The organism is Paraeggerthella hominis, assembly GCF_021044775.1.
Taxonomy (GTDB): Bacteria; Actinomycetota; Coriobacteriia; order Coriobacteriales; family Eggerthellaceae; genus Paraeggerthella; species Paraeggerthella hominis.
On record NZ_JAJNOQ010000005.1, the window covers coordinates 107,404 to 127,309 of the forward strand.

Annotated in this window: 17 protein-coding genes; all 17 read right to left on the reverse strand. The window is 62.5% G+C overall.

All coding sequences use genetic code 11. The features are described from left to right. Position 1 precedes the first annotated feature (1 nt). Positions 2-1,114, reverse strand: coding sequence for a 3-dehydroquinate synthase (gene aroB, locus LQE90_RS07145; RefSeq protein WP_114566545.1), 1,113 nt, complete (start codon positions 1,112-1,114; stop codon positions 2-4). Continuing rightward, positions 1,096-1,719, reverse strand: coding sequence for a shikimate kinase (locus LQE90_RS07150; protein WP_216529055.1), 624 nt, complete (start codon positions 1,717-1,719; stop codon positions 1,096-1,098). The genes aroB and LQE90_RS07150 overlap by 19 nt, the downstream gene beginning before the upstream one ends. Next, a complete protein-coding gene (gene aroC, locus LQE90_RS07155; RefSeq protein WP_216529054.1) occupies positions 1,716-2,888 on the reverse strand; it encodes a chorismate synthase in 1,173 nt (390 codons plus the stop codon). Before aroC ends, LQE90_RS07150 begins: the two co-directional genes overlap by 4 nt. 152 nt (positions 2,889-3,040) lie before the next feature. After that, positions 3,041-3,979, reverse strand: a complete 939-nt coding sequence (locus LQE90_RS07160) for a shikimate dehydrogenase family protein (RefSeq protein WP_225748668.1) — start codon at positions 3,977-3,979, stop codon at positions 3,041-3,043. Positions 3,980-3,981: 2 nt separating this feature from the next. Next, the gene (locus LQE90_RS07165) at positions 3,982-4,572 is read right to left on the reverse strand and encodes a YqeG family HAD IIIA-type phosphatase (RefSeq protein WP_216529053.1); all 591 of its coding nucleotides are present in this window, start codon (positions 4,570-4,572) and stop codon (positions 3,982-3,984) included. Positions 4,573-4,602: 30 nt separating this feature from the next. Next, on the reverse strand, positions 4,603-5,760 hold the full coding sequence (gene mltG / locus LQE90_RS07170) for an endolytic transglycosylase MltG (protein WP_114566542.1): 1,158 nt from the start codon (positions 5,758-5,760) through the stop codon (positions 4,603-4,605). Between the two features lie 10 nt (positions 5,761-5,770). Then, positions 5,771-6,193, reverse strand: a complete 423-nt coding sequence (gene ruvX, locus LQE90_RS07175; protein ID WP_114566541.1) for a Holliday junction resolvase RuvX — start codon at positions 6,191-6,193, stop codon at positions 5,771-5,773. Between the two features lie 299 nt (positions 6,194-6,492). Further along, entirely contained in the window at positions 6,493-9,141 is a 2,649-nt protein-coding gene (alaS, locus tag LQE90_RS07180; protein ID WP_216529052.1) for an alanine--tRNA ligase, read from the reverse strand. Between the two features lie 61 nt (positions 9,142-9,202). Continuing rightward, positions 9,203-10,510, reverse strand: coding sequence for an AI-2E family transporter (locus LQE90_RS07185; protein WP_231088243.1), 1,308 nt, complete (start codon positions 10,508-10,510; stop codon positions 9,203-9,205). 30 nt (positions 10,511-10,540) lie between these two features. Beyond that, the gene (locus tag LQE90_RS07190; RefSeq protein ID WP_216529051.1) at positions 10,541-11,329 is read right to left on the reverse strand and encodes a DUF948 domain-containing protein; all 789 of its coding nucleotides are present in this window, start codon (positions 11,327-11,329) and stop codon (positions 10,541-10,543) included. 104 nt (positions 11,330-11,433) lie between these two features. Further along, positions 11,434-12,774 carry a replication-associated recombination protein A gene (locus LQE90_RS07195; RefSeq protein WP_216529050.1) on the reverse strand — a complete coding sequence of 447 codons (1,341 nt, stop codon included), beginning with the start codon at positions 12,772-12,774 and terminating at the stop codon, positions 11,434-11,436. Positions 12,775-13,220: 446 nt separating this feature from the next. Continuing rightward, on the reverse strand, positions 13,221-14,690 hold the full coding sequence (locus tag LQE90_RS07200) for a sensor histidine kinase (protein ID WP_114566537.1): 1,470 nt from the start codon (positions 14,688-14,690) through the stop codon (positions 13,221-13,223). A gap of 3 nt (positions 14,691-14,693) precedes the next feature. Then, positions 14,694-15,386, reverse strand: coding sequence for a winged helix-turn-helix domain-containing protein (locus tag LQE90_RS07205; RefSeq protein WP_114566536.1), 693 nt, complete (start codon positions 15,384-15,386; stop codon positions 14,694-14,696). A 666-nt stretch (positions 15,387-16,052) separates the two neighbouring features. After that, complete coding sequence (pstB, locus tag LQE90_RS07210; RefSeq protein WP_114566535.1) at positions 16,053-16,922, reverse strand: phosphate ABC transporter ATP-binding protein PstB; 870 nt, start codon at positions 16,920-16,922, stop codon at positions 16,053-16,055. Next, positions 16,915-17,883: a phosphate ABC transporter permease PstA gene (gene pstA, locus LQE90_RS07215; protein WP_216529049.1), complete on the reverse strand. Its 969-nt coding sequence runs from the start codon at positions 17,881-17,883 to the stop codon at positions 16,915-16,917. The genes pstB and pstA overlap by 8 nt, the downstream gene beginning before the upstream one ends. Continuing rightward, positions 17,883-18,755, reverse strand: a complete 873-nt coding sequence (gene pstC, locus LQE90_RS07220; protein ID WP_114566533.1) for a phosphate ABC transporter permease subunit PstC — start codon at positions 18,753-18,755, stop codon at positions 17,883-17,885. The genes pstA and pstC overlap by 1 nt, the downstream gene beginning before the upstream one ends. A 30-nt stretch (positions 18,756-18,785) precedes the next feature. After that, positions 18,786-19,685 (reverse strand): substrate-binding domain-containing protein, encoded by a 900-nt coding sequence (locus LQE90_RS07225; RefSeq protein WP_114566532.1) that lies wholly within the window; start codon positions 19,683-19,685, stop codon positions 18,786-18,788. Positions 19,686-19,906 lie beyond the last annotated feature (221 nt).

Below are 19,906 nucleotides of genomic sequence, written 5' to 3' on the forward strand. Positions count from 1 at the left end.
TCTACCCCTTGCTTTTCGCCCAGGCGTTCAAATGCTCCAAGATCACGCTATCGGAAACGTCCATCAGCTCCCACGAACCCACATCGCGAGGCAGCACGAAGCGAACCTGTCCATGGCGCGCTTTCTTGTCCCGCTTCATAGCGGCCAGCATATCGCCAGGCTCGGCCGACCACGCAAGAGCCGGCAATCCCAACGCGTCAAGCAGATCATCTTGCGCTTGCACGAATTCCAAAGAAGCGCCCGCCAGATCCACCGCCAGGCGCGCGGCGAACCGCATTCCCTCGGCCACGGCGGCGCCGTGCGAAAACGTACCGTACCCGGCTAAAGCCTCCACGGCATGGCCCAACGTGTGCCCATAGTTCAAGCACTCGCGCACGCCCTTGCTCTCCTGCTTGTCCGCGGCCACCACGTTGGCCTTGAACACCACCGATCGAGCGATGGCCTCTTCAACCGTGGCCTGATCGCGCGCAGCCAGCGCCTGCGCCGATTCGACAAGCCAAAAAAAGAACTCGTCGGACTCAATGACGGCCGACTTTGCGATCTCGGCGCATCCGCACGCCCATTCACGATCGTCGAGCGTGGACAGCACGGCGGTATCCGCGCACACGTACGCAGGCTGGTTGAACGTGCCGACCAGATTCTTGCCCGCCGCGAGGTTGACGCCGGTCTTGCCGCCCACGGACGAATCCACCATGGAGAGCAACGTGGTGGGAACCTGCACCACCGACACGCCGCGCATGTACGTCGAGCCGACGAAGCCGGCCAGATCGCCCACCACGCCGCCGCCAAGGGCAACCACCAGGCAATCGCGCCCCAAGGACAGCTGGGCCATGGCTTCCCAGATTTCAGCGGCCACCTCGACGGACTTCGAACCCTCGCCCGCCGCAACCGTCACGTCGCTCACGCGAAAACCCGCTTGGGCAAGCGCAGCCTTCGCATCGGCAAGGTAGAGCGGAGCCACGTTGTCATCGGTGACGACGAGCACGCGCTCCACACGCTCGAGTTCCGGATGCTTCCGCACATGGACGCCCAGCTTGGCAAGCACCCCCGCACCGATGCGCACGTCGTACGGGCTTTCATCCGCAAGGTTGACCACTACTTTCGTTGCAGGCACAAGACGCCCTCCTTCTCAAGCGCAGCTTGCACCTCGCGGGCGATAGCTGCAACGCTTTTCCCAGCAGTGTCGATGGTAATGTCGGCGACTTCAGCGTACAGGGGCACGCGTTCCTCCGCCGTTTGGCGAGCGGACTCGATGTTTTGGAACAGCGGGCGGGTGGACGTGTCGCTGATGCGCGATTTCGCCTCGTCGGCCGTCACCTTGAGGTACACGACAAACCCTGCATCGTGCAAGATGGCGCGATTTTCCGAGCGCTTCACCACCCCGCCGCCGCATGAAACCAGCAGGGGGTCTTTGGCGGCAAGCTCGCGAAGCACGTCGGTCTCGATGTCGCGGAAGCCATCCTCGCCCGATTCGGCGAAGATCTCCTTGACGCGCTTTCCTTCCCGACGCTCGAGGTACGTGTCCATATCCACCGACGCGACACCGCAGGTTCGCGCAAGGCGCCGTGCCACCGACGTTTTACCCGCGCCCATGAACCCCACGAAAAACACCGGGCGGCAAAGCTGCCCCGCAACCCGGGGCCGTGAAGCAGCCGGACGCGAGCCGCCGGACGCGACGCGCGCATGCTCCCTATTGGCGCTCGATCCCCCGCCGGTCATCGGGACATCGTCCTCAGTCGCTGCCGATACGCCTTCACGGCAGCCTTGATGTCGGCCATGTTGTCGCAGCCGAACTTTTGCAGGTAGGCGTCGGCCAGCACGAACGACACTTCGCTTTCGGCCACCACCGCGCAAGCGGGAACGGCGCAGGTGTCGCTGCGCTCTTTCGACGCCTCCTCAACCTCGAGCGTGTCTAGGTTCACCGTCTCAAGCGGGGTCATAAGCGTGGGGATGGGCTTCATGGCGGCCGTCACGATAAGCGGCATTCCCGTAGTCATCCCGCCTTCCAAACCGCCTGCGTTGTTCGAGGTTCGCACGAATCCCGCCTTGCCGTCCAGCGCGATGGGATCGTGCACCTGCGATCCAACGCGGCGCGCCGCCTCGAAGCCCAGGCCGAACTCGACGCCCTTGATGGCGGGGATCGAGAACAGCGAAGCTCCCAAGCGCGAGGTCAGGCGATCCCCCGCCGTCGCATAGCCCCCTACGCCGGGGAGCAGTCCGCGAACCACCACGCGAAACGTCCCGCCCAAGCTTTCGCCCGCATCCTTCGCGCGATCTATCTCGGCCTTCATGGCCTGAGTGGCCGCCTCGTCAGGACAGCGAACCTCGCTGGTCTCGATGGCGAGCGGCTTGTAATCCGCTGCGCTCATGAGCGGGTCCTGCTCTTCGAAAACGGCGGATCCGATGGAGGTGACGTACGAGAACACCTCCACGCCCAAATCGGCCAAGAACTCGCGCGCAATGCCGGCGGCGGCCACGCGAGCCGCCGTCTCGCGCGCGCTTGCACGCTCCAAGATATTGCGACAGTCGTCGGTGTTGGTTTTGAGAGCACCCACCAGATCCGCATGACCGGGGCGCGGACACACTTCGCGCACCAGGTCAGACGGGGTATCGCCGAACGCAGCCATGCGGTCGGTCCAGTTCTGCCAGTCGCGGTTGCGCACCACGAGCGCGATGGGGGTTCCCAACGTGCGCCCGAAACGCACGCCCGACGCCACCTCGACGGTGTCGGTTTCGATCTTCTGACGCCCGCCGCGGCCGTAGCCCGCCTGACGCCGAGCCAAGTCGATGTTGATCTGCTTTTCGGAAATCTTAAGGCCGGCCGGCACGCCCTCCACGATAGCCGTGAGGCACGGCCCGTGGCTTTCGCCTGCTGTGAGGTATCTCATGGTGGTTCGCTTTCCGCGTTATTCTAAGTACGTTCATAGAATATTGTAGCGCACCAGTTCAGCAAGGCCGGCGAAAAGCGGGCGCACGTCGAGAAACGCCACGGCAAGGGAGCGAGTCCTTCGCGAAAGCCGCCTTCTCGGCCAAACGCTCGCTAGCAGTCAAACTCCGCGGCCTGCGCCATGATGTCGAACAGCTCGGCTTCTTCCAGCTTCACCTCGACGTCTGCAAGATCGCACACGGTCAGCACCGTGGCCACTGCCTGGGCCACCAGCATGCCCGACCCGTCGAGCACCGTGCACCCCGCTTCGCGCGCCGCAGCTACGAGCGCGGTTTCGCCATGCCCGTACACGGCGTCGAACACGGTTTGGGAGGGGCGCAGCAACGCGGTATCGAACGGCGCCGTATCGCCCGCCTTCATGCCCAAGGGCGTGGCGTTCACCACCAGATCGGCCGACGCAAGCGCCTTTTCCGACGTAGCGTAGCTACCGAATTTGAACGTGGTGCGCTCGTATGCCGTGCGGAAACTGCGATGATGCGGACGCGCGGGCGGCAGGTCGATCGTTGCCGTGGCCATAAGGCCAAACCGCTCGACGTACGCTTCGAGAGCCCGGCGCGTGCGCTCTTTATCGCGACCGACCAACAGCGCCACGTCCGCACCGGCCAACGAGCTTGCATGCAGGATCGACAGCGCCGTAGGGCCGGTGCCGCACACGGCCACGCGCTTGCCCGCAAAGCTGAAACCCGTGCGCTCCAGATAGGACACGCAGCCCTGACCATCGGTGTTGAAGCCGATCAGAGCGTCGCCTTTCCGCACCAGCACGTTGGCGCCCAGCGCCAGCTTGGCCGTTGCCGCCTGAGCCGTTGCCGCTTGGAAGGCAAGGGGCTTGTACGGCGTGGTGATATTGACGGAAAGGAAGTCGCGCGCATCCAGGAACGCCCGCGCTTCGTCGTCGGTGGCGCAGTCTTTCGGGAAGTACGTCCACGGCAGGCCCAGCCGTTCGTAGACGGCGTTGTACATGACCGGCGATTTCGAATGCGCGATAGGATGTCCCAACAGGTACAAGCTTTGCGGTTTCGTGGCCTCGGTCATGGCTATCCTTCCTTGTTCGCCGACTCTATGTTCGTTGGAACGTGCGCCCCGTTCGCCTTTTCGGCGGGATGCGCGGTCGAGGTCGAAGACGTGCAGGCGCCCTCCGGCTTGCGATCCCCCATAACCAGACGCTCGAAATTGCGCAGCATAAGCGTGTGCGGCAGGTCCTGCTCCACCAAAGGAGCCAGCAAATACGCTTTCATGCCCATGAAGTGAGCCCCCAGCACGTCGGTGACCAGCTGATCCCCGATCACCACGGTTTGCGCACGCTTGGCTCCCAGCTTCGAAAGCGCGATCATGAACGCGGGCGGCAAGGGCTTGACCGCCTTCGCCACGATGGGCAGCGACAACCGCTGCGCCAGGTGATACACGCCCTCGTGCCAATTGTTCGACACCAGGCAAAACGAGATGCCCGCATCGCGCGCCTGGCCAAGCCACAGCCCCACGTCGCGCGGAACCTCGTGCGTATCGCGCGTGAGTATGGTGTTGTCAACGTCCAAAAAGACGTTGCGGTACCCCAACGCCAGAAGATCGCGATCGATATCGACCTTTGAAAGGCGCGAGAAGTATCTGTCGGGTTTCAAAAACGGCATGGTGGCGAATTCGTTTCAGCGGGCCGCAGCCTACGAGAACGTCTTTATGTGTTCGTCGTAGGTTTTGCTGAAGAAGTAGTTGCCGTCCTTGTCGAAGTAGAAGAAGAAATAGGTGCCCAGCGCCTCCTTATCAGGAGCCGTTACCGCCGTAAGGCAGTCAAGGCCCGGAGAGCAGATGGGCGTAGGCGGCAACCCCTTGTTGGCGTACGTGCTGTACGGCGTTTGGGCATGCACTTCTTCGGCCGTGGGATCGTGGCCCACCTCGTACGCAGTGGTGGCGTCGGACTGAAGGAAGCCGTAGCTGGGGTCTCCCTGCGTGGCCAAGCGGTTGTAGAACACGGCGGCAACCTGGGCGCGCACATGCTCGTCTCCACTGGATTCCTTCTCTACGATAGAGGCCAGCTTGACCGCATCGTAGATGGACAAGCCCTGCGACTGAGGATAGGACCAGTCGAGGTTGGCCGTTTCGGTTTGGAACTGGGTGAGCATCATGCGAACGATAGAGTCGGCCGTAGCGTCATCTCCCAAGCTGTACGTCTTAGGGAACAAGAAGCCTTCCAAGCTGTTCGTTCCGGCATCGGCCAAGAAACTGTAATCGGCAGCGTAAACGCTTGCGTTGGACGCAGCCGCCGTGAAGTCCTCCGCCGAAACGCGGCCTTCGGTTGCCGTCGCAACGGCGTTGGCGATGTCGGCAAGCTTAAAGCCTTCGGGAATGGTCAGGCCGCCGGTCATGACAGGCCCGGTTTCCAGGGCCTTGATGATGCTGTCAAGCGATGCGCCGCCCGCGAACGTGTACGTGCCCGGCTTAAGCTGGGACGCCGCGTTCAACTCGTTCACGCGCTTGGTGAACTCGCTTGCGCTCGACACCAAGCGAGCCTGAACCAGCTGGTCGGCGATAGCGGAAGCGCCTGATCCGTCGGCAACGGTGATGGTAGCTTCTTCGCCTTCGGCCAGCAGCTCGACCTGCGGACCCGAGCAGCTGTTGAACAGGGTGAGCACGCCCCATCCCAAACCGCCGAGCACGATGATAGCGAGGATGATCGCAAAGACGATGGGCGCTTTGCTTTTCTTCGGTCGGATATAGCTGGTATCGTACGTTCTAAATTGACGTTCGCCGCGAGCGTGCGCAGAACGAGCTGCATGGTTCGGTCGCTGCGAATACGTGACTTGCCTTTTCCGTGAGGGCATGGGCTGTCCTTCACCTTTCCCCGTTGCGGCGAGCATCGAGCCACGCCTGCAAGAACAAACTCGCGGCTATCATATCTATTTTGCCGCGCATGTCGCGTTCGCTCAAGCCCTTTTCACGCAAACTCCGTTTGGCTTCCTGGGAGCTAAGACGTTCGTCGGCGAACTCAACGGGAAGATCGCACGCCCTTCCGATGCGAGCGGCCGTCTCGCGGATGCGCGCCGCCTGCGGCCCCTCTGCCCCCGCCATCGTGTAGGGAAGCCCGCACAGCAACAGCTCCGGCTCCCAGTCCTCGAGCACGCGCTTGAACGACTTCGCTCCTCCAAGCACCTCGCTTGCCGGAAGCACGCACACCGGCGACGCAACCCGCTCACCCGGATCGCACACAGCGATTCCGATCCGCGTTTCTCCGATATCCAAGCCCATGATGCGCACAAGCGCTCCTATCCGTCGTTGAAGACCCTTTCGACTACGCGCCTGCGGCGCTCCGTCCATGATAGCGCCCCAAGCCGCAGCTCACGCGCAGGATGAAAAGGGCTTCTCCGGTTCGGGATGCGCCCCCGCCGCCACCGCGACCCTCGCCCCGCCCCGAGCGGCAGGCAAGACGCCTCGGACGCGAGCGGAAGGGACCGAGGCGCCCCTGCACGAGCACGGGCGCCCGTGCAGGGGCGCCCGTGCGAGCCAAGACTGGCTGAGCATCGGGCTCTTCCACCCGCGCCCAGCCAGAAAGCGTCTTACAGCAGCATCTCGCGCGCGGCATCGAGGGCCGCGTCGATGCCGGAAGCGTCCTTGCCGCCGGCCTGAGCCATGGCGGCCTTTCCGCCGCCGCCGCCCTTGATGTTCGAAGAGATAGCCTTGATCACAGCGCCAGCGTCGAATCCGGCAGCCACCGCTTCGGGAGTGCCGGCAGCCAGCAGAATGGGAGTGCCGTCCTTTTCGCCAGCGAGCACCGCAGCGCCCGGCGCAGCCATGCGCGCACGCAGAACATCCCAGCCGTTGCGCATCTGACCTGCGTCGGCTTCGCCCAGACGCCCGATGATAACCGGGTATCCGCCCTTGGCCGCAGCCGCGCTGTCGACCAGCTTCGTGATGCCGTCGTCGGCCACGGTCTGGCGATTGCGCTTGAGCTTGCCCTGCAGCTCCTTGAGCTGCTTCATGTTCGCAGCCGTACGCTCGCCCACGTCGAACAGTGGAACGCGCAGCTCTTCCGCCGTTTCCTTGAGCTCGGCCTCCACGCGGTTCATGTACGCCAAGGCATCGAAGCTGGTTACTGCTTCGATGCGGCGCAGGTTCGCACCCACGCTCGATTCGCTGGTCACCTTGATGAAGCCGATCTCGCTGGTAGCGGACACGTGCGTGCCGCCGCACAGCTCCTGGGAGAAGCCCTCGATATCGAGCACGCGCACGAACTCGCCGTACTTCTCGCCGAACAGCGCCATAACGCCCGCTTCGCGAGCCGAAGCCAGCGACGTCTCGTATGCGCGCACGGCGTGGTTCTCCATGACCTTCTGGTTGGCCAAGCGCTCGACTTCGGCGATCTGCTCGGCCGTCATGGCCTCGAAGTGCGTGAAGTCGAAGCGCAGGCGGTTTTCAGCCACCAGGCTGCCAGCTTGCTTGACGTGATCGCCCAGCACCTCGCGCAGCGCCCAATGTAGGATATGCGTAGCCGTATGGTTGCGACGGATGCGCTCGCGGCGCGGCACGTCGATGGCGGCGCGAACGGTGTCGCCCACCTGAATACGACCCTCCGGCGCGTCTTCCAGCATTTTCACACTATGCGCGATCAGGCCCTTTTCGGGCTCTTTCGTATCGAGGACCGCCGCCAGGGCATCGTTTTTCGCTAGCACGCCCGTATCGCCGATCTGACCGCCCTTCTCGGCGTAGAACGGCGTGACGTCCAACACCACGCGACCTTCCTCGCCTGCGGCGAGCGCATCCACTTGCTGCCCGTCCTTCACGATGGCCAGCACGCGCGCGTCGGCGTCGTTCTTCGTATAGCCCACGAACTCGGTGGGGCCTACGGCCTCCAAGATCTCGGCCATCACGCCGCCGTACGTGGACCATGCCGCCTCGGCGTCTTTCGTGTTGGCTGCACGGGCGCGGTTGCGCTGCTCTTCCATGCACACGCCGAACCCGTCCATGTCAACCTGAATGCCGCGCTCTTCGCACAGCTCGCGCGTAACCTCCACCGGGAAACCGTACGTGTCGTGCAGCGTAAACGCCTGATCGCCCGGCAAAACCGTACCCTCAAGCTCAGCAAGGGCGTCATCGAGGAAGGCACGGCCCTGACGCAGGTTCGCGCCGAAGCGCTCCTCTTCGGAGAGGATGATGCGGCCCATGAGCTGGCGGTTATCCACGATCTCGGGATACACGTGACCCATAAGGTTCACAATCTCGTCAACGTAATCGTTCAAGAAGGGCTTGTCCAGGCCCAGCAGGTGGCCCTTCATGACGGCGCGACGCAGCAAGCGACGCAAAACGTAGCCGCGGCCCTCGTTGGAAGGCAGGATGCCGTCGGCGATCATGAACGCCACGGCACGGCTGTGGTCTGCCATGATGCGCAAAGACAGGTCCGCCGCCGGATCCTCGCCGTACACGGTGCCGGTCAGCTTCTCGCCCACGGCCACCAAGCTGCGAAGCACATCGGTCTCGTAGTTGGACTGGACGCCCTGCATGATGGCGGCCATGCGCTCAAGGCCCATGCCGGTATCGATGTTTTTCTTGGGCAGCGGCTTGAGCGTGCCGTCTTCCTGGCCGTCGTACTGGGTGAACACGCAGTTCCAGTACTCAAGGAAGCGATCGCAATCGCAGCCCGGCGCGCAATCGGGGCTGCCGCAGCCGAACTCCTCGCCCTGGTCGAAGTAGATTTCCGAGCACGGGCCGCACGGGCCGGTAGGCCCAGCGCGCCAGAAGTTGTCCTCTTCGCCCAAGCGCGAGATATGGTCGTCGGGAACCCCGAGCTTTTTCCAGATCTCGATGGTCTCGTCGTCGTCCAAGAACACCGTGAAGTACAGACGATCGGCCGGAAGCCCCAGCACTTCGGTGGAAAACTCGTAAGCCCAGGCGCACATTTCCTCTTTGAAGTACTCGCCGAAGCTGAAGTTGCCCAGCATTTCGAAGAAGCTCTGGTGACGACCCGTGGTGCCGATGATCTCGATGTCGTTGGTGCGCACGCACTTCTGCACGGTCGTGGTGCCGATGTACGGAGCCTCCAGATGCTTCTGCTGCAGGAAGTAAGGCTTGAACTGCACCATGCCGGCACTCGTCAGCAGAAGGGACGGATCGTCCGGGATCAGGGACGACGAGGGCCAGCGCTTGCAGCCCTTTTCCTCGAAAAAGCTCAGGTACTTTTCACGGATCTCCGCGCTGGTCATGTACTTCATAGGGTTGTCTGTCTTTCTATCTTCGCCTGTCTTAAAGCCTGGCGCCGCGTACGGCCGACGCTCAGTGTTTCCTGTGGTGGCGAGCCCGATTGGAGGACTCGGCCTTGCGCTGCTCAACGCGTTCGAACGCCGCCGACACGTCGGGGTGCGGCGAGGTTGCATCGGCAATGGGATCCAGCTTGCCGTCCAATGCGGGCGTTCCTTGGAAGAACACGCCGTCCTGGCTCACCAACGGGCGTCCCGTGCGCTTCTCGAAATAATACACGAAAACGGACTTCGCAACGGCCACGGCGGGAATTGAAGCTAGCATGCCCACGAGCGATCCCATGAATCCGCTCATAGCCCCGCCGATGGCGGAGCCCGCCATCAACGCGATCAAGGTGAGTGCCGGGTGCACGTCCACGGAGTTCGCCATGATCTTGGGAGAAACGAACGTGTAGACGACCTGCTGGATGACGATAGTCGCCACCAGGGCGAACAGCGCGATCCACGGGCTGACGAACACGCCGACGATGGCGGCCAGGGCACCGCCCAGCCACGGACCCACGATGGGGATGATGTTGAGCAGACCGGTGATGCCGCCAAGAGCCGCGTAGTTGGGAACGCCCAGCACGCCGAACACGACGCCGCAGCCCGCGCCAATAATGGCGCACTGCAAAAGCGTGCCCTTGATGTAGCCGCCCATAACGCGGGTAAAGGTGACGTGAAGCATCTCGATGGTTTCCGCGTGCTTCGGACCAGCAAGGCGCATGCTCTCGCGACCGAGCGCCGGCAGCTCCATGAGGATCCAAAACGCAACGACCAGCGAAAAGCCGATGGCCACCAAGCTGTTGACCACGCCCGTGCCCACGGCCACCACGCCGGTTGCGCTGCTTTTCGCGAAGTCGGAGGCCCAGGTGCCCAGCGCATTGAGCGCATCTTCGAGGTAACGCTGGACATCGGCATTCGCAAGGATGTCGGAATACTGCGTGTACACGACGTTGCCCCAGGCGATGATGTCGTTGACGTACGTGGGGATGCTCTCGATAAGGTTGACGAACTGGTCGCCCACGCCGAACACCGGCGAGAACATGAGCAGGCACACCACGGCAAGCACCGCGAACATGAGGACGTAGGCGATCGTGGTCCCCCACATGCGCGGAACGCCCAGCTTCTCCAACTTGTTCACCGGGCCGCGCAGGCAGAACACAATGATGACCGACCAGAGAACGATGCCCACCGGCACGCTCAAGACGTTGAACAGGTACACGGCCACGCCGGTTAGCAGAATAGCACCGACCGCCGTCCATACCATAAGAAAGCTTCGTTTCGCTTTCTCGGTTTTCACGGCGGAATCAGCCGCTTCCAACTCGATCTTGGGTATATCCACAGGGCATGCTCCTTCGCGCGTCTGCCGATCCTAGCGATCCTGAGCGGACGCACCTTGAGAATCCGCAGACTGAGGGGCGCCGTCGTAAGTGAAGTACTTGGGAGCAGCTGCAGCATCCTCGTCGACGGAAGCGGTCACCGCATCGGCCATGGTGGCGGCGGTTTCGGCCGTCTTCTCGGCAACCGCCCTCTTGGCGGCCGCCTTCTCCTCGCGCTGGACGCGCTGCTCAGCCCGCTGTTCGCGCTGCTCGGCCACCGCTTCCTGCGTGGCTTTGGCTGCCGTGACGGCCGCTTCCTTGACCACCTGGGTTGCAGCGGCGGCGGTTTGCGTCACGGACGCGTTCGACGCCTGCTCGAACCGCGCGTCTTGCTCGGCCTTCGCCTGACCGAGCGCAACGGATTCGTCGCTGGCGCGGCGCGGCTTGAAGGCGCTGCGCACGCGGTTGGTAACGGAGTTCACCAGCTCCATAGGGGCGTTCGTCACCGTATCGACAGCCTCGACGGCAGAGGACACGGTGTCGGTGATCTCGTTTACGTCTTCGAGAATCTGATCGACTCGCATAAGCTCAAGGTTTGCGGCATCCACCGTCAGCGACACGCGGTCAACCAGCGGATCGACCTTCGCCGCCACCGGCTCCAAAGACGCGGTTATGCGCTCGACGCTTGCAAGGGTGGGCTCGACCTGCTTGTGCAGGTCCTCGACCGTCTGGCGCGCTTTGCGCACCGTCATAATCAACTCGACGGCCAGCCATACGAGAAGCGCCCCGACGATCACGTAGACAACCGGCAACGCCACGTTGATAAGTTCGCTGAATTCCACGAGAAGCCTCCTGTTTCCGAAGCCTACACTATAGCACGATCGGTTTTGATTCTAACGAGACCACTCCGCCTTTCCACCCCTCGTTCACAGGAGTTGGAAATCGGTTACCTTTCGCGCGACGTGGGGTTTTCTCCTGAAGAAAGGCGATCCCGAGCAGCGGCTTCGCTGCGATACGCCTCCCATCCGCGGTCGCTGGAACGATAGAAGCACCCCCGCTCCAAGCCGTCGGGCAGGTAGCGCTGGGCAACCCACCCGCTTGGATAGCTGTGCGGGTACTTGTACACGCCGTACTGCTCCGATCCCGGACGGTGCCGATCGCGCAAATGGTCCGGCACGTTGCGCAGAGGGCCGTTGCGCACTTCGGCCAGCGCGGCGTCGATGCCAGCCTCGGCCGCGTTGCTTTTCGGGGCGAGGGCCAAGTAGATCGCCGCCTGAGCCAGGTTGATGCGGCATTCGGGATAGCCGATCACCTCGGCCGATTTGAACGCCGCCTCGGCAATAAGCAGCGCTTGAGGATCGGCGTTTCCAATGTCTTCGGAAGCAGCGATGAACATGCGGCGCGCAATGAACTTGGGGTCTTCTCCCCCGTCGATCATGCGGGCAAGCCAATACAGGGCGGCATCGGGGTCGCTTCCGCGCATGGATTTGATGAACGCGGAAATAACGTCGTAGTGCATGTCCTTGTTCTTGTCGTAAGGAAGCGCGCGATGCGGCGTGGCGGCACGCACAGCTTCCTCCGAAACGGTGGCCGGAGCCTTCGAGGTTCTCGGCTCCACCATGCCCGCCGCAAGCTCGAGCGTGGTGAGCGCAGTGCGCCCGTCCCCTCCCGCCAGGAGCACGATCGCCTGCAGCGCCTTGGCATCGAGCCGGTAAAGACCTGCCAGGCCCCGTTCGTCCGCAACGGCACGGTTCACCAGACGAACGATCTCCTCGTCGGACAGCCCGTGCAGCTCGACCACCCGGGAACGGCTGATCAGCGCCGAGTTCACCTCGAAAAACGGGTTTTCCGTGGTAGCGCCCACCAACACCACCACACGATCCTCCACCGCATGCAGCAAGGTGTCTTGCTGGCTGCGGTTGAAACGATGGATCTCGTCGACGAAGAGGATGGTGCGCAGACCGCTCATGGACAAGCGCTTTTCGGCTGCGTCGATCTCGCGCCTGAGGTCCGAAACGGTTCCGCCGATGGCCGACACCTCCACAAACGTTGCCTTTGTGGTTTCCGCGATGACGTGGGCAAGCGACGTTTTGCCCGTTCCCGCAGGTCCGAACAGGATAACCGAGCTCAGGCGATCCTGCTCGATCGCGTTGCGCAGCCAGCTTCCCGGACCGACGGCCTCTTCTTGCCCGACCACTTCTTCGAGTGTGCGCGGACGCATGCGCACCGCCAGAGGCGCCACTTGGGACTTCCGTTCGTTCTCCATTGCTGTAAATAAGGTATCCATGGTTCGTATGGTACCATGCGAACGCTTGTTTGCCTAGAAGCTGCTTTTCGAATCAGGCTCTGCTGTTTTCGAGATCCTTTTCATGAAAATATATGTCAAGACTTTATTTTGCATTCGATGCCCATATACTCAAGTACAGGTCCTGCCCTCGAAGCCATACTTTGCGATGGACCGATGCTAATACACGAGGGAGCTCAAGATAGTGCGTGGAATGGAGATTCGCATCCGTCGATGCGAAAGCCAGGAAGCGAACTGCGAGCACCCACCTTTTGAGGTGGGTTCATCCTTCTGGCCGGGGGTAGGGCTTTCTTCTTGCAAAATCACTGACTCGGCAATCTTCTCGAGCGCGGAACCGCCCGCATCCTCGTGCGCCCCGCACGAGGATCAGTTCGACTTCCCCGCCCCGGCGCCAACCCCTTCAGCGTCGCCACCGGCCGCCTTCGACGCTATTCCGCCGGGAACCGAAGCACAAAGGTAGTCCCCTTGCCTTCGGCGCTTTCCACCGTGATCGTTCCCCCGTGGTGGATGACCGCGTGCTTGACGATGGCAAGGCCCAGGCCCGTGCCGCCCGTCTCCTTGGACCGGCTTTTGTCCACGCGGAAGAACCGCTCGAAGATCTTGTCGTGCATCTCCTCGGGAATGCCCGGACCCGTATCCGTCACCCGAACAACCGCCTGTTTCTGGACCAGGGGCTGGCCTTCGCTTGCAGCGTGGCGCTGAGAAGGGCTTTCGATCCGCCCCGTCCGCTCCGAAACGCGGGGAGCCTTCACCATTTCCAGCCCGACCGACATGGTCACGCTTCCGCCCTCATGGTTGTAACGAATACCGTTCTCGATCAGGTTGTAGAGCATTTCCTCTGCGAGCGTCTCGCTTCCGGCAATGCACGCGCGACCGCCCTCAACGCTCACGCTCACGTTCTGGTCGGCGGCAAAGCTGGACAAGCGCCCCGCCACGCGCTGCGCCACGCCGTGCAGGTCGATCACGGACGCGCCTTCTTTGCCGAACGCCGATTCGTCAAGCTTCGACAAGGTCAGCACGTCGTTGATGAGCGAGCGCATGGCCTGAGCCTCGTCGTAGATGAGCGCGGCGAACTTCTGGCGATCAGCCGGCTGCACCATGTCGTTCTTCATGAGCTCGGCGTAGCCGGAGATAACCTGCAAGGGAGTTTTCATCTCGTGGCTCACGTTGCTCGAGAAATCACGGCGCATGTTCTCCGCCTCGGCAAGCTCGCGGTTTTGCTGCTTGAGCTGGCGCTGCTGCTCGTCGATGCGAATAAGCAACGGGTCCATCTCTTCGTAGATCTCGTTTTCGAGCGGGCTGGAGAAATCGAGCGCATCGATAGGCTTCATGATGCGCTTCGTAAGCTCTTTGGACAGCAAGAACACCAAGGCCACGGCGATGACGAGCGCCACCAGAACCGGCATGAGCATGTCGCCCAGAAACGACAACAGCGAATGACGCGTCTCGGACAGGCGCACGAACGTGCCGTCGTCAAGCTTCACGGCCGCGTACACGGTGTCGGTTCCAAGCGTTTCCGAATAACGCATGGTCACGGCCTCGCCCGACTTCGCAGCCTCCTGCACTTCGGGGCGGTCGGCATGGTTGTCCATGTGCGACGTGTCGGCAGCGCTGTCGAAGAGCACCGTTCCGTCCGCGCTGATCAGCGTGTAGCGGGTCAGCCCCGAGAACTGCTCCTCGAGCGCAGGAAGGTTGGCCGACGTAGGCGTGGCGTTCAGATACGTGGCGGCGTTCTGCGCGTTCGCGGCGATTTCCGCCTCGGCGTCGTGCTCGTAGGACAAGTAATAAATGGTGGTCATGACCACGGCCAGCACCAAGATAATGCCCAACGTGAACGCAAGGACGCTCGAGAAGATTTTCCCTGAAAGGCTCTTCACCGTAAAATGCGTGGGACTCATAGCTTAAGAAGGCTGCTTGATGCAATAGCCAACGCCACGCACCGTTTTAATGCAGGAATCGGCGCCTTCGCGAACCGCCGAGAGCTTCTGGCGCAGCGTTTGGATATGAACGTCCACCGTGCGCGTCTCGCCCACGTACGTCATGCCCCACACGTCCTCGAGCAGCTGCCGACGCGACAGCACGTGCCCCGCGTTCTTCATGAGCGTATGCAGCAGGTCGAACTCCTTGAGCGTGAGCGTGACCGGCTGACCGTCCACCGACACCGTATGGGCCGAAACGCACAGCTCGATCGGGCCGCATGCCATGTCGTCATCGGGAATGACCGCCGGCGCGGAGGCGCGACGCATAAGCGCGTTCACGCGCGACACCAGTTCCATCATGCCGAAAGGCTTCGCCAGGTAATCGTCGGCGCCGGCATCGAGCCCACACACGGTATCGAACTCCGTTCCCTTGGCGGTAAGCATCATGACGGGCAGATGCTTCGTGCTGGCGTCCTCGCGCAGCATGTGCAGGATTTCCAACCCGTCGATCTCGGGCAGCATGATGTCCAAAAGAACCAGCTCCGGCACGCGCTCGCGGCAGGCTGCGAAGAACTCGCCGGCCGCAGCGAACCCCTCGGCCTCGAATCCCGCCTGCTTGAGCGCGTACACCGTAAGGTCGCGGATGTTGGTATCGTCTTCTACGTAGTAAATCATTGATGGCTCCCGGGTGGCAGCTTCGGTCGTTTCGGCCCATTGTAAAGCAGCGTGCTTGCCAACGGGGCAACGAGCGAGTCAAATTTGCGTAAAGTGGTGCAGGGGTCATGCCCTCGGCAGCTCGCCGAACCCCAAGGTCGCCCCACGGCGTCCGCGCAGCCGAGCGGGACGAGGTTTGCGAACGGGCAGGAGGCTCTTCTGGCGGCGGAAACCTCCGAACTTGGCGCGGAATCGCGGGTCTGCGCTCTTGGATAAGCGCCTTCAGCAACCGCCGAATCCGTCGAGCTTCGATGACCTGGCCTGTTGATGCAAGCGCTCAAAATAACCGCAAGTAATGGGCTGCTCAAGGAGCGCAGGCCCGTGATTCTGTACCAAGTTTTGCGGCATCCGCTGTCGAAACGGCCGAGCAGCCCGAGGGTCCCGGCGCAAAAAGCTCGCGGCGTCCACGGCAGAGCCGACGCCGGGACCCGCGCAGGGGCGAGACGGTCCTTGCGATCGAAAGCGGAGTAGCCGCACGCGGGTCACCTCCGCACGAGGCAGCCCCGCAAGGGCGGCCCCTCCGCACGCGGGTCGCCTCCGCACGAGACGCCCTCGCGCGGGCGTCTCGCCCCCACGCGAAAGGCGGCCGGAACGCCCAATCGCCGGCCGCCTCGCACGCCGCTCGGCCTAGCCGAACCGCCCAGCGACGTAGTCGGCAGTGCGAGGATCGTTCGGGTTGGTGAAGATGTCGTCGGTATCGCCAGCCTCCACCATCTCGCCCAGCAGGAAAAACGCCGTTTTGTCGGACACGCGCAGCGCTTGCAGCATATTGTGCGTAACCATGATGACGGTGTACTTGCTTTTGAGCTCGCCTACCAAGTCCTCGATCTTGGCCGTGGAGATGGGGTCGAGCGCGCTGGTGGACTCGTCCATGAGCAGCACCTCGGGACGAACGGCGAGCGCACGGGCGATGCACAGGCGCTGCTGCTGTCCGCCGGACAAGCCCAGCGCGTTCTTCTTCAGGCGATCTTTGAGCTCGTCCCAGATGGCGGCGTCGCGCAGGCTCTGCTCGACGATCTCGTCCAGGTCGGCACGGTTTTTGACGCCGTGCGTGCGCGGCCCGAACGCCACGTTGTCGTACACGCTCATAGGAAAGGGATTGGGCTGCTGGAACACCATGCCCACGCGGCGGCGCAGGTTGTTCACGTCGATGGAACGGTACGCGTCCTCGCCGTCGAGGGCGATCTCGCCTTCAACGCGACAGCCCTCCACCAGATCGTTCATGCGATTGAGCGACTTGAGCAGCGTGGACTTGCCGCAGCCGGACGGCCCGATAAGAGCCGTCACCTGGTTCTTGGGAAAATCCAGGTTGATGCTTTTCAGCGCATGGAAGTCCTTGTAGTACAGGTCAAGGTCGCGCACGCTCATTTTGGCGGGAGCGTTGGACGGCGCCTTGGCCTTCGCGCGACGGTCCGCAGCCTGACCTTGAGCGGTGGGCATGTAGGTGGGGTTGACGATCACCTGATCGGCGGTCTTTTCGAGCGTGGCATTAATCATCTTTGCCTCCCTTGTTCATCTTCTTCGCGGCGAAGGTGGCCATCAAGTTGAGCAGCACCACCATGATCAGCAAGACCACCGCCGTAGCGTACGTTTCGTTCACGTGCAGGCCCTCGCTGGCAAGCACGTACATGTGCACGGCCAGCGTGCGCGTTGAATCGAACACGGCCATGGCGCCCGCATCCAGGAAATTGGGGATCTGAGCAATGGAGCCCGCCGTGAAGATAAGAGCCGCCACCTCGCCGACGCAGCGGCCGAGCGCCAAAATAACGCCGCCCAGAATACCCGGAACGGCCGTGGGCAGCACGCAGCGAAACACCGTGCGCAGGCGACCGGCCCCCAAGCCGAAACCGCCTTCGCGATAGGCGTCGGGAACGGCCAGCAGCGCCTCTTCGGTGGTGCGCATGACCACGGGAAGCACCATGATGGCCAGCGTGCACGCGCCCGCCATAAGGGACAGCCCCCATTGCAGGGCCGTCACGAAGAACAGCATGCCGAACAAGCCGTAGATAATGGAGGGAATGCCTTGCAACGTTTCGGTGGTCGTGCGCACGATCTGCACGAACCTGCTGCCGCGCTTCGCGTATTCCACCAAATAGATTGCCGACCCCACGCCGACAGGCACCGCCATGACCAGCGAAAGACCAGCCATGACCAGGGTGTTCACCAGCGCCGGCATAAGCGAGACGTTATCGGACGTGTACTCCCATGCGAACAGGCTCGGCGTGAGGTACGGTACGCCGTTCACCAGAATATAGCCCACCAGGAACAAGAGCACCGCGGCTGTGACCAACGCGCCCAAGTACACCACCCAACGCAGAAGGGCGGATACGATGCGGCGGGTTTTGCCATGGCGGGTTTCCGCGGCTGCGAACAAGGCGTCGATGCGGTCGTTTGGATTGGACGGCGCAACGGGGCTCGCATCGCCGGATTCGTAGGCAATAGTCAATTTCGGTGCCATTACCTCATCTCACCCCGCTTCTTGATGACGTTGAACAACATGGTGATGAGCAAGACGAACACGAACAGCACCACGCCGGTGGCAACAAGCGCACCGCGGTGCAGATCGGCGGCGTAGCCCATCTCCAGCACGATATTCGCCGTCATGGTGCGCACGCCGCTGAATATGCTCTCGGGAATGAGCGTTTGGTTGCCGGCGACCATGATGACGGCCATGGTCTCGCCGATGGCGCGGCCCACACCCAGCACCACCGCGGCCATGATGCCGGACACGGCGGCGGGCACGATAACGCGAAACACCGTACGTTCATGGTCCGCGCCCAGAGCAAGCGCCCCTTCGTAGTACTTCTTGGGAACGGCGTCGAGCGCGCTTTGCGCGACGGTGATGATAGTGGGCAGGATCATGATGCCCAGAAGCACGGCAGCCGCCAGCAAGGACAAACCGTTGCCCGGAGCGTCGGCCGGGGCGTTAGCGCGAATGAACGGCACGATGATCACCAGGCCGAAGAAGCCGTACACGACCGACGGAATGCCCGCCAAAAGCTCCACGCCCGGCTTGAGCACCGCCGCGATCTTGCCGCTGGCGAAGCGGGACAGGAAGATGGCGCACAGAAGCCCCGTAGGGACGCCCACCACCATAGCGCCCGCCGTTACGTATACGCTGCCCACGATCATGGGGAAGATGCCGTAGATATCGTTGGCCGGACGCCACGTTGTACCGAAGAGAAATTCCGGAAGGCCGATCTGCGCGATAGCCGGTACGCCGTTCGCAAAAAGGAAGACGCAGATAAGGGCCACCGCGAGGATCGAGATCCCCGCGGCAGCTACGAACAGCGCCTTCGCAATGCCTTCTTTGATGTGTACGCGAGACATGCGAGTCCTACTCGATTACGTCGCTCGCCCTTAGGCCAGCGCGTCTTCCCACGTGGTCAGCTGGCCGGTGTAGATGCCCTTCACCTGATCGGAAGTAAGGCCGTCCACCGTAGAGCCGTTGTTCACGATGATGGCGATGCCGTCCTGCGCGATGACCGTCGCCTTGACGCCGGTCTCGGAGTCCTTCAGCTCACGGGAGACCATGCCGATGTCGCAGGTGCCTTCCGTAGCCATGTTGACGCCGGTGGTGGAATCGGACTGGTTCACCTCGATGGTCACGCCGGAGTTGAGCGCCTTGTAAGCCTCGGCCAGCTTCTCCATGACCGGAGTCACCGAAGAAGAGCCCGCGATGACGATCTTGCCGGACTTGCCGGAAGCCTTGTAGGCGGAAGCGCTGTCGGCAACCGAGATAAAGCCGTTCTCTTCGACGACCTTCTGGCCGTCAGCGCTCATGATGTAAGCCACGAAATCCTGAGCCACGTCGGACAGGCCGTCCTTCGTCACGATGTTGAAGGGACGGGCAACCTTGTACTCGCCGCTCTTCACGTTTTCGGCCGTGGGCTGGGCGCCATCGATGTCAAGGGCCTTCACCGTGTCGTTCAGGGAACCCAGAGAAATGTACCCGATGCCGTTCTTGTCGCCGGACACGGAAGTCATCATGACGGACGTGGAGTTCGTGATGGCCGCCGAAGGCGTGGTCATGTCAACCTTCTTGCCGCTCGAGTCCTTCTCCTCGATGCCAAGCAGCTCGACGAACGCGCCGCGCGTGCCAGAGCCGTCCTCGCGCGAGTACACGGAAACCGCGCCCGACGGAGACGACGAGCTTTCGCCGTCAGCCGCACCGCCGTCGCCCGACGCGCAGCCGAACAACCCGAACAGACCCAGCGCCAGCGCCGCCGCGCTCACCGCCATAACCAAACGCTTCTTCATGCTCTTCCTTCCTTCGATGCGCCCCTCGAGCGCATTGCTCGTTGCAGTAGTACGGGCCTTCCGGCCCGTTGCAAAGAACATGATGAAGTTGAAGCATCAAAGGAATGTCGGATGCGGGTTAAAACTCTGTAAAGTTTATCGTTTGCCCAGTTCAGAATTACAATTACTTAATTACGCACCAAAGCCGACATCCAGGTGAACCGGCGCGCCCGCCCGCCTGC